Source organism: Kitasatospora setae KM-6054 (genome assembly GCF_000269985.1).
Taxonomy (GTDB): Bacteria; Actinomycetota; Actinomycetes; order Streptomycetales; family Streptomycetaceae; genus Kitasatospora; species Kitasatospora setae.
The window spans coordinates 6,079,325-6,093,649 of record NC_016109.1; the positions used below are offsets into that span (position 1 = coordinate 6,079,325).

7 protein-coding genes are annotated in these 14,325 nt (G+C 74.3%); 5 read left to right on the forward strand and 2 right to left on the reverse strand.

The window, feature by feature from the left end:
• Positions 1-187 precede the first annotated feature (187 nt).
• From KSE_RS45930 to KSE_RS26940, 5 genes are all read left to right on the forward strand, one after another.
• Entirely contained in the window at positions 188-3,547 is a 3,360-nt protein-coding gene (locus KSE_RS45930) for an ABC transporter permease (RefSeq protein ID WP_148283164.1), read from the forward strand.
• A complete protein-coding gene (locus KSE_RS26925) occupies positions 3,544-6,498 on the forward strand; it encodes an FtsX-like permease family protein (protein WP_014138514.1) in 2,955 nt (984 codons plus the stop codon). The genes KSE_RS45930 and KSE_RS26925 overlap by 4 nt, the downstream gene beginning before the upstream one ends.
• A 138-nt stretch (positions 6,499-6,636) precedes the next feature.
• On the forward strand, positions 6,637-8,835 hold the full coding sequence (recD2, locus tag KSE_RS26930; protein ID WP_014138515.1) for an SF1B family DNA helicase RecD2: 2,199 nt from the start codon (positions 6,637-6,639) through the stop codon (positions 8,833-8,835).
• Positions 8,836-9,068: 233 nt separating this feature from the next.
• The gene (locus tag KSE_RS26935) at positions 9,069-10,358 is read left to right on the forward strand and encodes a citrate synthase (RefSeq protein WP_033260322.1); all 1,290 of its coding nucleotides are present in this window, start codon (positions 9,069-9,071) and stop codon (positions 10,356-10,358) included.
• A 486-nt stretch (positions 10,359-10,844) separates the two neighbouring features.
• Positions 10,845-11,564 carry an SDR family NAD(P)-dependent oxidoreductase gene (locus KSE_RS26940; RefSeq protein WP_014138517.1) on the forward strand — a complete coding sequence of 240 codons (720 nt, stop codon included), beginning with the start codon at positions 10,845-10,847 and terminating at the stop codon, positions 11,562-11,564.
• 10 nt (positions 11,565-11,574) lie between these two features.
• On the opposite strand, the gene KSE_RS26945 is transcribed toward KSE_RS26940, so the two are convergent.
• Both KSE_RS26945 and KSE_RS26950 read right to left on the reverse strand, forming a co-directional pair.
• Positions 11,575-13,848 (reverse strand): heavy metal translocating P-type ATPase, encoded by a 2,274-nt coding sequence (locus tag KSE_RS26945; RefSeq protein WP_014138518.1) that lies wholly within the window; start codon positions 13,846-13,848, stop codon positions 11,575-11,577.
• Positions 13,849-13,915: 67 nt separating this feature from the next.
• A complete protein-coding gene (locus KSE_RS26950; RefSeq protein WP_033259865.1) occupies positions 13,916-14,134 on the reverse strand; it encodes a heavy-metal-associated domain-containing protein in 219 nt (72 codons plus the stop codon).
• Positions 14,135-14,325 lie beyond the last annotated feature (191 nt).

Genomic DNA, 14,325 nt, shown 5'->3' on the forward strand with positions numbered 1-14,325 from the left:
GGTGTGGGCGAACGAGTCCGGTCTGTGATCGCCGGGCTGTTGTCTGCCCTGGGGGTAGGGGGCAGACTGCCCGTCATCAGATTGGTCCAGACCATCGAATGACGACGGCGGAAGGGCAATGGGGGATATGGGAACGGACGGGCGGGGATCGCCCGCTGGGGTTCGTCGGGCCGGGCAGCACGGGGTCGTGCTGGGGGCGGCGGCGGTGACGGTGTTGTTGGCAGTGGCGGTGTTGGCGGCGTTGACGGCGCTGACGGGCAGTTCGGTGACGGAGGGGATGCGGCACCGGTTGGCGGGGGATCCGCGGCTCTCGCTCTCGGTGTCGGGGCGGTACGCGGAGGGGGCGGACGAGAAGGCGGACGGCCCGGTGCGGGCGGCGTTGCAGCGGGCGTTGCCGGGGGCGACGGTGCGGGTGGAGGAGGTGGTGCGCGCGTCGAGTCCGCTGACGTTGCCGACGGCGGCGTCGGCCCAGGGGTCGGGGACGGCCGCAGGGGCCAGTGGGGAGCCGGTGGCGCCGTTGGCGGTGCCGGATCCGCAGCGGTACGCGGAGTTGACGCAGGGGGCCTGGCCGTCGGGGACGGACCAGGTGGCGCTCTCGGAGGGGGTGGCGCGCCGGTTGGGGGTCTCGGTCGGCGGGACGGTGCCGCTGGTGAAGGCGAACGGGGCGCTCCCGATGACGGTGAGCGGGGTGTACCGGCAGTCGCCGGGGGCGGAGGCGTTCTGGCGGGCCTGGGAGGAGGGGGCTTCGCTGAAGACGCCGGAGAACCTGGTGCTGGTCTCGCGGGAGCTGCTGCGGACGACTCCGGCGCTGCGGGACGAACTGGACGTGCAGTGGACGGCGCTGCCGGATCCGGGGCGGTTGCGGGTCGAGGACCTGTCGGGGTTGCGGAGCCGGGTGGAGCGGCTGACCGGGGGTGACGCGGGCCGGGCGGTGTTCCGGGGTGCCGAGCGCCCGTTGGAGGCGCTGCGGGCGTCCAGCGCGATTCCGGAGGCGCTGGGGGAGCTCGGGTCGCCGATGATGGTGGCGCGCTCGGGGATGCTGGTGCCGGTGACGATGCTGGGTGTGCTGTCGGCGGTGACGATGGTGCTGACGGCTCGTCAACTGACCGAGTTCCGGCGGGCGGAGCTGCTGTTGCAGTTGGCGCGCGGTGCGGGTCGGGCCCGGTTGCTGGGGGTCGCGGCGGCGGAGTGGGCGCTGTGCACGGTGCCGGCCGCGGTGCTGGGCGTGTGGGTGGCGGGGCCGCTGCTGCGGCTGCTGGAGTGGTGGGGGTTGCCGGTGGAGGGCGCGGCGGCTGAGGCGGCCGGTCCGGCGGCGTGGGCCGTGGCGGGGACGGCGCTGGTGCTGCACGGGTGTGCGGCGCTGCTGCCGGTGGTGTGGACGGCTGACGGTGGCGAACGGGAGACGCCATCGCGCACTGCTCGGCGGGCGGTCGCGCAGCGGGCCGGTGCGGACGTGGTGCTGGCCGCGGTGGCGGTCCTGGCGTACTTGCAACTTCGGCAGTACCAGGGGTTGTTGAGTCCGGCGTCGGACGCGGTCGGGTTCGATCCGGTGTTGGTGGCGGCTCCGGTGGTGATGACGGTGGCGGCGGCGTTGCTGCTGCTGCGGCTGTTGCCGCCGCTGGGGCGGGCGTTGGAGGCGTTGGCGCGGCGCGGGCGGGGTCTGGTGGCTCCGTTGAGCGGCTGGCAGGTGAGCCGGGGGCGTGCGGGGCAGGGTGCTCCGGTGTTGTTGATGGCGCTGGCGTTGGCGGTGGGGGCGTTGACCACCACGGTGATCGCGGGTGAGGCGCCGAGCGATCGGGACCGGGCGGCGTTCGAGGTGGGCGCGGACCTGCGGGTGACGGGTGGTGAGCTCTCGCCGGGGGCGCGGTACGGGGCGTTGTCGGCGCTGCCGGGGGTGGCGGCGGTGACGCCGCTGGTGTCGGTGCAGGGCACGGTGCGCAGTGAGCGGACCACGGTGCTGGCGGTGGACACGGCGGCGGTGGGTGCGCTGGCGACGTCCGGCCGGATGGCGTCGGGGGCGTGGACGCACGCGGTGCCCGCGGTCCGTTCGGATCTCGAACGGGGTTCGCTGTCCGAGCAGTTGGGCCAGTTGGGTCAGTCAGGCCAGTCAGGCCAGTCAGGCCAGTCAGGCCAGTCGGGGGCGGGCGTTCCGGAGCACGGGATGGTGCTGGAGGGGCGGCCGGCGGCGGTGGACGTGCAGGTGTCGGTGGCCTCGTCGGAGCCGGTGGACCGGACCGGGCCGCTGTGGCTCTCGGCCCAGGTGGAGGACGCGAGCGGGCTGGTGACGTCGGCCCGGGTGCGGCTGACGCCGGACGGGGTGTCCCGTACGGTCTCGCTGCCGTTGGGGCAGGGGGTGTTGCACTACCCGTTGCGGGTGACCGGGTTGTCGCTGCGGAACACGCCGGTGAAGGAGTACACCCGGCCGACGCTGGAGTTGAAGGTGTCGGGGATCGCGGGGGCGGCGCTGCCGGCGGGGGTGAAGTGGGCGGACGTCACCCGGGGGGTGTACGTGGCGACCGGGCTGGGGTGTCCGGGGCGCGCCGACCAGGGGCAGTCGGAGGCGGTGTTGAAGGCCGGGGTGTGCGAGGTGTCGCAGCCGGCGGGCGGGTTGCTGTCGGCGGTGGTGCGCGGGGTGGATCCGCAGGTCGGGGTGCCGGCGGCGGCGGCGGATTCGTTCGTGCTGAGCTCGGGGGCGGACACGGTGTCGTTCGCGCTGCGGCCGGGTGGCGCCTCGAAGGCGGTGGGCAAGGGCGCGGTGGTGCCGGCGCTGGTGAACGCGGCGTTCCTGCGGGAGACCGGCTACGAGGTCGGCAAGGAGGTGCGGCTGCTGTCCGACGGGGAGGACCAGTTCGGGTTGCGGATCGTCGGCGAGCTGTCGGACCTGCCGGGTGGTGCGGGCCGGGACGAGCCGCAGGCGCTGGTGGACCTGCGGGCGCTGTCGGGGGCCCGGGCGGTGGCGGGTCTGCCGCCGCTGGTGGACGACGCCTGGCTGCTGGCGGCGGACTCGAGGTCCGGTGCGGAGCGGGCGGAGCGGGCGGTCGCGGCCGATCCGCGGCTGGGCCGGGTGCGTTCGGTCCGGGCGGTGGCGGCGGCGTTGGCCGAGGACCCGTTCCGGTCCGGGCGGCGCAGTGCGCTGGTGCTGTCGCTGGCGTTGTCGCCGGTGTTCGCGGTGGCCGGGTTCACGGTGCACGCGGTGGGGTCGGCGCGGTCCAGGCGGCGGGAGTTCGCGGTGCTGCGGGCGCTGGGTGTGCGGCGCCGGCAGTTGGCCGGGGTGCTGCGGCTGGAGCAGTCGGTGGTGGTGGGCTTCGCGGTGCTGCTGGGCGGTGTCCTGGGGGTGGCGCTGGCGGCCGTGGTGCTGCCGTTGATCATGGTCGACGGTGGCGGGCGGGCGGTGTTCCCGTCGTTGGAGCTGACGGTGGGCTGGGGTTGGACGGCGGTGGTGGTGGCGGCGACCGGCCTGGGGGTCGGTTCGGTGGTGCTGCTGCTGTCGCGGATGTTGGCGCGGGTCGATCTGGCGCGTGAGCTTCGGGCGGGGGAGAACGGATGAGCGGGCTGGGTGGGCGTCGGCTGTTCGGCCGGCGGTCGGGTGGTTTCGGCGGCTGGCGGCCGGCGGCGCGGGAGGCCCGGACGGGCTGGCCGGTGCTGCTGGTGCTGGCGGTGCTGTCGGCGGTGCTGACGGTGGCGACGCTGCTGTGGCCGCCGGTGTTCGACCGACTGGCGACGAAGGAGTTGGCGCGCCGGCTGGACGCGGCGCAGGTGAACGGTCCGCTGCTGGTGTCCCGGACGTCGTTGAACGCGCCGGTCAACGACAAGGGCCAGTTGCAGGTGCCGCAGTTCGGCACCCTGGACACCGATCTGACCAAGATCGGCGAGAAGATGCGGCAGGGCACGTCCGGGGAGCTCGGGCGGGCGATGGCCCGGGTGTCGGGGTGGGCGGAGTCCGACGGCATGCAGATGTCGGGCGACGGCGTCCCGCAGCCACACGGCAACCCGGGGATGATGGCGCTGGCGTACGCGCAGGACGCGGCGGACCGGGTGCGCTGGGTGGCCGGCCGGGCGCCGGGGCTGCCGGCCGACCCGGCCACCGCGCCGATCGAACTGGGCCTGTCCGCCGCCACGTTGGAGCAGTTCGGGTTGAAGGTCGGCCAGCACGTGTTCCTGGCGGGCGACAGCCGGGCCACCGAGACGGTGGTGGTCGGCGAGTTCGAGCCGCTGGACGCGATGGACGACCTGTGGCGTGAACTGCCGCAGCTGAACTCGCCGATGGACGTGCACATCAAGGACAGTGTCTACATCCGCTACGGCCAGGCGATGGTGGCCCCGGCCGGCCTGGAGGCGATCGAGGCGCGCGGGGCGCGGACGCTGGACGCCACCTGGGTGTTCTGGACGGCGGAGCAGCCCTGGGGCACCGGCGGGACGTTCGCCGGGGCGAGGGAACTCACCGATCAGGCGCGGCAGTTCGCCTCGACGGCGGCGACGTCGCTGTGCGGCGCGGTGGTCTCGGAGGTCTTCCCGTGCATCGTCGGGACGCGGACGGTGAAGCCGCCGCGGGTGAACGAGCAGCTGTCGTCGCTGGTGGACGCGTTCGCGGTGCAGCGGGCCCGGACGGTGGTGCTGCAGTCGTTCGCGCTGGCCGGTCTGCTGGCGATCGGGGTGTCCACGGCGGTGGCCGCGGCCCGGCTCGGCGCGCGGCGCCGGGAGGGGGCGCTGGCGCTGCAGCGGGCCCGCGGTGCGGGTGAGCCCGCACTGGCCGCCGTTCGGCTGCTGGAGGCCGTTCCGGCGGCGTTGGCGGGCCTGTCGGCGGGCTGGGCGGTGGCGCTGCGGTGGTCCGACGGGCGCGAGCTGGGGGCGTGGTGGCCGGCGCTGCTGGCGGCGGCGCTGGTGGCGCTGGCGCCGGCGGTGGCGGTGTGGTGGCAGGGCCGGGCGGTGCGCCGGGCGGGCCGGGAGCCGGTGCGCCGGCGGGGTCTGAAGCGGGCGCTCGGCCTGTCGGCGCGGCTGGTGGTGGAGGGTGCGGTGCTGCTGCTGGCGGCGGCCGGCGTGCTGCAGTTGCGGCTGCGCGGCGCGGCTCCGGCGGGCTCCGAGACCGATCCCCAACTGGCTCTGGTGCCGGTGGTGTTGGGATTGGCGGCGGTGGTCCTGGTGCTGCGGCTCTACCCGGTGCCGCTGCGGCTGGTGACGGCCTGGGCGCGGCGCCGGCGCGGCGCGGTGGCGCTGGTCGGCCTGGCGCAGGCCGGGCGGCGTTCCGGTGCGGCGGCGACGGCGCTGCTGGTGCTGGTCCCGGCGCTGGCGTGCGCGGTGTTCGGCGCGCTGGTGTCGGGCACGGTCCGGGAGGGCCGGGCGGAGGCCGCGCGGTGGCGCACCGGCGGTGACGCGGTGGTGCTGGGGCCGTCCCAGCGGGCGCTGCCGCTCGACGAGTTGGGCCGGGTGCCGGGGGTGGCCGGGGTGCTGTCGGTGCGCGGCGCGCTGGCCGCGCTGACCTCGGACGAGGACGGCACGAAGGTGAAGGGCGTCGGTCTGGTCGGGGTCGACCCGGTGGCGCTGGCCCGGTACGAGCCGGGGTCGGCGCTGGCGGCGGCGCTGAGCGGGTCGCCGGAGCTGACCGCGCCGCTCGGGTCGGGGGCCGAACTCCCGGCGCTGGCCGACAAGGTGACGGCGGACCGGTTCCCGGACGGCTCGTTCGACGCGGACGCCGGGTCGACCCGGGTGCGGGTGCGGATCGTCGGGGTGCTGCCGGACGGGGCGGCCGCGGACCGGGCGATCGGCCCGGTGGTCGAGGGCGTCGGCACGGCGGGCGGGCTGCTGGTGTTCGGCGGTCCGGGGGCGGAGCGGCTGCCGCGGCAGAGCGGGCAGCGCAGCGCGGCGGTGCTGTTCGCCGAGCCGGGCCGGCCGGGTTCGGCGGCGGGCGCGGGCCGGATCGACGCGGAGCGGCTGCGGTCCGTGGTGGTGGGTTCGTCGGCGGCCGCGGGCGCGGGCGGCGGCGGGGCGGCGGGCGGGGCGATCAGCCGCGGCGCGCCGGTCGAGATCCGTTCCCTGGACCGGCAGTTGCGGGAGTCGGCGGGTGACGGGCTGGTGTCCGCGCTGGAGACCGCGTTCCGGGCGGCGGCGGCGATCGGGCTGGTGCTGGGGCTGGTCGCGGTGGTGCTGGAGCTGCTGCTCAGTTCGGCGGAGCGCGGGCGGACGCTGGCGCACCTGCGGACGCTGGGGCTCGGCTCGCGGGCCGCGGCCGGGGTGCAGCTGGTCCAGTTGCTGCCGGTGATGGTGGCGGCGGTGCTGGGCGGCACGCTGCTCGGGCTGGCGCTGCCGTGGCTGATCGGTCCGGCGCTGGAGCTGCGGGCGTTCACCGGGGGGCCGGGCGTGCCGCCGTTCGCCCCGGACTGGGCGGCCGTGGCGGTGGCGGCGCTGGGTCTGCTGGTGCTGATCCCGTGCGCGGCGGCGCTGGAGGGGGTGACGGGGCGGCGGCGGGTGCCGCAGGTCCTCCGGTTGGGTGAGGGCGTGTAGCGGCGCGCCGCGGGACGGGGTCGTGCGCCGTGGGCGCGCGGCCCCGTCGTGCTCCGGTCCGCCGCCCGGGCGGGGGGCTGTCGGCGGTACGGAGTACCTTTCGCGGTGGAGTGTCCCTGAACGCGGGTGAGGTGTCCGTTGCAGCTGGCTCAGGTGGAGGGGGTCCTGGAGCGGATCACGTACGCCAACGAGGAGACGGGGTACACGGTCGCCCGGGTGGACACCGGGCGCGGGGCGAACGACCTGCTGACGGTGGTCGGGGCGCTGCTGGGGGCGCAGGTGGGGGAGAGCCTGCGGCTGTTCGGCCGGTGGGGCTCGCACCCGCAGTACGGGCGGCAGTTCACGGTGGAGAACTACACGACGGTGCTGCCGGCCACCGTCCAGGGCATCCAGCGCTACCTCGGCTCGGGGCTGATCAAGGGCATCGGCCCGCGGTTCGCGGAGCGGATCGTGGAGCGCTTCGGGGCGGAGACCCTGGAGGTGATCGAGAACGAGCCCAAGCGGCTGATCGAGGTGCCCGGCCTGGGCCCGAAGCGGACGAAGATGATCGCGAAGGCGTGGGAGGAGCAGAAGTCCATCAAGGAGGTGATGGTCTTCCTGCAGGGCGTGCAGGTGTCGACGTCGCTGGCGGTGCGGATCTACAAGCAGTACGGCGACGGCTCGATCGGGGTGGTGAAGAACCAGCCGTACCGCCTGGCGTCGGACGTGTGGGGCATCGGCTTCCTGACGGCGGACCGGATCGCGCAGGCGGTCGGCATCCCGCACGACTCGCCCGAGCGGGTGAAGGCGGGCCTGCAGTACGCGCTGTCGCAGTCCACCGACAGCGGGCACTGCTACCTGCCCGAGGAGCGGCTGATCGCGGACGGCGTGAAGCTGCTGCAGGTGGACGTCGGCCTGGTGATCGACTGCCTGGCGGAGCTGGTCGCGGCGGAGGGGGTGGTGCGCGAGCGGCTGCCGGGCGGCACCGGGGAGGAGGTCACGGCGGTGTACCTGGTGCCGTTCCACCGGGCGGAGCTCTCGATGGCGGGCCAGCTGCTGCGGCTGCTGCGCACCGGCGAGGACCGGATGCCGTGGTTCCGGGACGTCGACTGGCCGGCCGCGCTGGGCTGGCTGGCCGGGCGGACGGGCGCGGAACTCGCCCCGGAGCAGGAGCAGTCGGTGCGCCTGGCGCTGACCGAGAAGGTCGCGGTGCTGACCGGCGGCCCGGGCTGCGGCAAGTCGTTCACGGTGAAGTCGATCGTCCAGCTGGCGCTGGCCAAGCGGGCGAAGGTGGTGCTGGCGGCGCCGACCGGGCGGGCGGCGAAGCGGCTGGCGGAGCTGACCGGCGCCGAGGCGTCCACGGTGCACCGGCTGCTGGAGCTGAAGCCCGGCGGGGACGCCGCGTACGACCGGGACCGGCCGCTGGACGCCGACCTGGTGGTCGTCGACGAGGCCTCGATGCTGGACCTCATCCTGGCGAACAAGCTGGTCAAGGCGGTCGCGCCGGGCGCCCACCTGCTCTTCGTGGGGGACGTCGACCAGCTGCCCTCGGTGGGCGCCGGCAAGGTGCTGCGGGACATGCTGGCGCCCGGCAGCCCGATCCCGTCGGTGCGGCTGACCCGGATCTTCCGGCAGGCCCAGCAGTCCGGCGTGGTGGTCAACGCGCACCGGATCAACGAGGGCCTGCCGCCGAAGACCGACGGCCTGCCGGACTTCTTCCTGTTCGCCGAGGAGGACACCGAGCGCGCCGCCGGCCTGACCGTCGAGGTGGTGGCCCGCCGGATCCCGCAGCGCTTCGGCCTCGACCCGCGCCGCGACGTCCAGGTGCTGGCCCCGATGCACCGCGGCCCGGCCGGCGCCGGCGCGCTGAACACGCTGCTCCAGGCGGCCGTCACCCCGGCCCGCGAGGGCCTGGCCGAACGCCGCTTCGGCGGGCGGACGTTCCGGGTCGGCGACAAGGTCACCCAGATCCGGAACAACTACGACAAGGGGCGCGGCGGCGTCTTCAACGGCACCGTGGGCGTGGTGACGGCACTGAGCGTGGACGACCAGCGGCTGACCGTGCTGACCGACGAGGACGAGGAGATCCCGTACGACTTCGACGAGCTCGACGAGCTGGCGCACGCGTACGCGGTGACGATCCACCGTTCGCAGGGCAGCGAGTACCCGGCGGTGGTGATTCCCGTCACGATGTCGGCGTGGCCGATGCTCCAGCGGAACCTGTTGTACACGGCGGTGACCCGGGCGAAGAAGCTGGTGGTGCTCGTCGGATCACGCAAGGCCATCGCGCAGGCGGTGCGGTCGCTGAGCACCGAGCGGCGGCACTCCGCGCTGGACCACAGATTGGCTGCGGGGTGAGTTCGAGGCGGTACGGTACGTTCAGAGGTTGTCTTGACGTGAAGAGATTTAGGGCGGAACCTGGTCGGTGTCCAATGCCGATCTTGTCCGGTTCGCACCGGTCGCGGCGGCGGAGTTTGTAGGCCCCGGTCCTTCCCGGGGTCACCCCCGGGTGCGCGGCCGTCCTTCGGGTGGGGGATCGTTGAGACAGTCAGGGCAGTCGGATGAGGATCAATTTCGTCGGTGAGGAAGACGTGAGCGACAAATCGGTAGTACTGCGGTACCAGGACGGCGAGTACGAGTACCCCGTCGTCGAGAGCACTGCGGGCAACGCCGGCTTCGACATCTCGAAGCTGCTCCCGCAGACCGGCCTGGTCACCCTGGACAACGGTTTCGGCAACACCGCCGCCAACAAGTCCGCGATCACCTTCATTGACGGTGACGCCGGCATCCTGCGCTACCGCGGCTACCCGATCGAGCAGCTGGCCGGTGAGGCCAACTTCATCGAGACCGCTTACCTGCTGATCAACGGCGAGCTGCCGAACGAGGGCCAGCTCGCGGCGTTCAGCAACGAGATCACCCAGCACACGCTGCTGCACGAGGACGTCAAGCGCTTCTTCCAGGGCTTCCCCCGGGACGCGCACCCGATGGCGATGCTCTCCTCGGTGGTCGGCGCGCTCTCCACGTTCTACCCGGAGAGCCACAACCCGTTCGACGAGGCCCAGCGCCACCTGTCGACGGTCCGCCTGCTGGCGAAGCTGCCGACCATCGCGGCGTACGCGTACAAGAAGGCGATGGGCCAGCCCTTCGTCTACCCGCGCAACGACCTCGGCTACGTCGAGAACTTCCTGCGGATGACCTTCGCCGTCCCGGCCGAGGACTACGAGCTGAACCCGGTCGTGGTCAACGCCCTGGACAAGCTGCTCATCCTGCACGCGGACCACGAGCAGAACTGCTCCACCTCGACGGTGCGCCTGGTCGGCTCCTCGCACGCCAACCTGTTCGCCTCCATCTCGGCGGGCATCTCGGCGCTGTGGGGCCCGCTGCACGGCGGCGCCAACCAGGCCGTGCTGGAGATGTTGGAGCAGATCCAGCAGGACGGCGGCGACGTCGACGCGTTCATCCGCAAGGTGAAGAACCGCGAGGACGGCGTCAAGCTGATGGGCTTCGGCCACCGCGTCTACAAGGCGTTCGACCCGCGCGCCGCGCAGGTCAAGGTGCTCGCCCACGAGGTGCTCGCCCAGCTCGGCAAGTCCGACGCGCTGCTGGACATCGCGCTCAAGCTGGAGGAGCACGCGCTCAAGGACGACTTCTTCGTCTCGCGCAAGCTCTACCCGAACGTGGACTTCTACACGGGCCTGATCTACCGCGCGATGGGCTTCCCGACCAGCATGTTCACCGTGCTGTTCGCGCTCGGCCGGCTCCCCGGCTGGATCGCCCACTGGCACGAGATGATCAAGGACCCGACCAGCCGGATCGGCCGCCCGCGGCAGATCTACACCGGCGTCGAGATCCGCGACTACGTGCCGCTCTCCGCGCGCTGACCCGACGGCCGGCCCGACCGGCCGCCAGGCGACCGAAGGGGCCCGGCCCCGCCCTCCCGTACCGGGGGCGGGGCCGGGCCCCTTCGCCGTTCCACCGCTCTGCTCGGGGGCGCACGGCGCCCGGGACGGCCCCGGCCCGGGAACGGCCGCTCAAAGCGATCCCGGGGCCCGGGTCCGGCCCGGTTGCCGTGCGCGAGGGCGATCGACGAATCGACAGCCCGTCCGGGGCCCGCCGGAGCCCCGCTCTACAAAAGGTAAGACGTACCAGGGGGCGCAGAGTTACGCCAGGGGGGTGTGAGTTGGCTCTCTCCACTCTCCGTATGCGCCCGCGCACCCGGACCGCCGCCCGCATACCACACCGCACGCCCGCCGCGCGGCGTCACCCACCCCGCTGCCGTCGCAACCCAGCGTGATAGGAATCGTGGCAATCCGGTACGGACCGCCTGCGAGCCGCGGCGCGGCGAACGGTCAGGGAGGGAGCGCGCAATGGCCAGGAACATCGTCGTCACCGGTGGAGGCACCGGCATCGGACTCGAAGTCGCCCGGCGCTTCGCCGAGGCCGGTGAACGCGTCGTGATCGTCGGCCGCCGCCCCGGCGTCCTCGACCAGGCCGCGCAGGAGATCGGCACCAACGTCACCCCGCTGGTCTGCGACCTCGCCGACCCCGACGCCGTCGAAGCCGCGCTGCCCGCGCTGCCCGCCCGGATCGACGTCCTGGTCAACAACGCCGGCAGCCGGGAGACCGTCCTCGGCGCCGGACCGCACGCCGTCCTGGCCCGCTGGCGCGGCGACTTCGAACGCAACGTGCTGACCGCCGTGCTGCTCACCGAATCGGTCCGCGACCGGCTCACCCCCGGCTCCGGCCGGGTGGTCACCGTCTCCTCCATCGCCGCGCTCCGCGGCGCGGGCTCCTACGGCGCCGCGAAGGCGTCCCTGCACGCCTGGAACCACTTCCTGGCGGCGCAGCTCGGCCCCTCCGGCATCACCGCCAACATCGTGGCCCCCGGCACCGTCGCGGGCACCGAGTTCTTCGGCCCCCGGCTGGACGACGCCGAGGTCGCCCGCCGCTCGGCCCGCACCCTGCTCGGCCGGATCGGCGAGTCCGGGGAGGTCGCGGCCGCGGTGTGCTTCCTCGCCTCGGCGGAGGCCGGGTTCATCACCGGCGAGATCCTGCACTGCAACGGCGGGGAACTGCTCGGCCGGTGACGCTCCGCCGTCAGCCCGCGGGCCGGAACCCGCGCAGCCGCAGGCTGTTGCCGACCACGAAGACGGAGGAGAAGGCCATGGCGGCGCCGGCGATCATCGGGTTGAGGAGTCCGGCGGCGGCGAGGGGGAGGGCGGCGGTGTTGTAGGCGAAGGCCCAGAACAGGTTGCCCTTGATGGTGGCGAGGGTGCGGCGGGCGAGGCGGATGGCGTCGGCGGCGGAGCGCAGGTCGCCGCGGACGAGGGTGAGGTCGGCGGCTTCGATGGCGGCGTCGGTGCCGGTGCCGAGGGCGAGGCCGAGGTCGGCCTGGGCGAGGGCGGCGGCGTCGTTGACGCCGTCGCCGACCATGGCGACGGTGCGGCCCTCGGCCTGGAGGCGCTGGACGGTGGTGACCTTGTCCTCGGGGAGGACTTCGGCGATCACGTCCCGGGCGGGGATGCCCACCTCGGCGGCCACCGCTTCCGCCACCAGGCGGTTGTCGCCGGTGAGCAGGATCGGGCGCAGGCCCAGGGCGCGCAGTTCGGCGACGGCCTCGGCACTGCTCGGCTTGACGGCGTCGGCGACTTCCAGGACGGCCCGGGCCGCGCCGTCCCAGCCGACCGCGATGGCGGTGCGTCCGGCCCGCTCGGCGGTGGTCTTGGCGGCGGCGAGGGCGGCGGGCAGGTGCTGGGCCCGGTCGGCGAGCAGTGCTTCGCGTCCGGCGACGACGGTGTGGCCGTCGACGGTGCCCTGCACGCCCAGGCCGGGGATGTTGGTGAAGTCCTCGACGGCGGGCAGGTCGCCGAACCGTTCCCGCGCGGCGGTGGCGACGGCCTGCGCGATGGGGTGTTCGGAGGCGTGTTCGAGGGCGCCGGCCAGCCGCAGTGCCTCGTCCTCGGTGGTGCCGTCGGCGGTGTGGAGGGCGAGCAGGGTCATCCGGCCGGTGGTGACGGTGCCGGTCTTGTCGAGGACGACGGTGTCGGCCTTGCGGGTGTTCTCCAGGACTTCGGGGCCCTTGATCAGGATGCCGAGCTGGGCGCCGCGTCCGGTGCCGACCAGCAGGGCGGTGGGGGTGGCCAGGCCGAGGGCGCACGGGCAGGCGATGATCAGCACCGCGACGGCTGCCGTGAACGCCTCGGCGGGGTTGTCGGTGGCGAGCAGCCAGCCGACCAGGGTGCCGAGGGCGATCAGCAGCACGGCGGGCACGAAGACGGCGGAGATCCGGTCGGCGAGGCGTTGGGCGGCGGCCTTGCCGTTCTGGGCGTCCTCGACGAGTCGGCCCATTCGGGCGAGTTGGGTGTCGGCGCCGATCCGGGTGGCCTCGACGACCAGCCGGCCGCCGGCGTTGACGGTGGCGCCGGTGACGGTGTCGCCGGGTCCGACCTCGACGGGGACGGACTCGCCGGTGAGCATCGAGGCGTCCACGGCGGAGCTGCCCTCGACCACGGTGCCGTCGGTGGCGATCTTCTCGCCGGGGCGCACTACGAACCGGTCCCCGACCGCCAGCTGCCCGACCGGCAGGCGGGTCTCCCGGCCGCCGCGCAGCACGGTGACGTCCTTGGCGCCGAGTGCCAGCAGGGCCTTCAGCGCGGCGCCGGCCCGGCGCTTGGAGCGGGCCTCCAGCCAGCGGCCGAGCAGGATCAGGGTGGTGACGGCGGCGGCGGTCTCCAGGTAGAGCGCGGAGGAGGCGTCGGCGCCGCCGACCGTGAGGCTGAAGGAGTGCCGCATGCCGGTCATGCCCGCGTGGCCGAAGAACAGCGCCCAGACGGACCAGCCGAAGGCGGCCAGGGTGCCGAGCGAGACCAGGGTGTCCATGGTGGCGGCGCCGTGCCGGGCGTTGGTCCAGGCGGCCTGGTGGAACGGCCAGGCGGCGTAGGTGACCACCGGGGCGGCCAGGGTCAGCGACAGCCACTGCCAGTTGTCGAACTGGAGGGCCGGGACCATCGAGAGCAGCACGACCGGGACGCTGAGCACCGCGCTGACCAGCAGCCGCTCGCGCAGCGGGTCGGGCTCGGCGGCGGGCGCGGCCGCGGGTTCGGCGGCGGTTTCGGGGGCGGCGGGCGGCGGCGGGAGCTCGGCGGTGTAGCCGGTGGCCTCCACGGTGGCGATCAGGTCGGCGACGCTGGTGCCGGGGCCGAAATCCACCCGGGCCCGCTCGGTCGCGAAGTTGACGCTGGCCTCGACGCCGTCGATCCGGTTGAGCTTCTTCTCGATCCGGGCGGCGCAGGACGCGCAGGTCATGCCGCCGATGGAGAGCTCGACGCGGTCGCGCGGGGCGGCCGCGGGGTCGGTGGTGGTGGTGCTCATCGGCTCGTCCGCTTCGCTCGGTGCCAGGGGGTGGGCGGGGGCGGCGCGGGCCGCCCCCGCGGGCGGGTCAGGAGGCCCGGCCGACCAGTTCGTAGCCGGCCTCGTCCACGGCGGCGGCGATCCGCTCGTCGCTGGGGGCGGGTTCGGCGGTGACGGTGACGGTGCCGGCCCCGGCGTCGGAGACGACCGCGGTGACGCCGGGCAGCGCGGAGACCTCGCCGTTGATCGCCTTCTCGCAGTGGCCGCAGCTCATCCCGCTGACGGTGTAGGTGACGGTGCTGGACATGGGGACCTCCGGGGGACGCGCGCTCGCTGGACCGCGTGCGGTGCTGACAACAACCACCATACCCCCGAGGGGTATTCCGTCCAGAGGGGGGCGGGTGGCGCCGGGCGAGGCCCGCGGCCCGGTCCCGAGGGTAGTCCGGGCCGGGCCTGGAACGGCAACGGCGGGCGGCACCGCGCCGGGCCGCCCGCCGT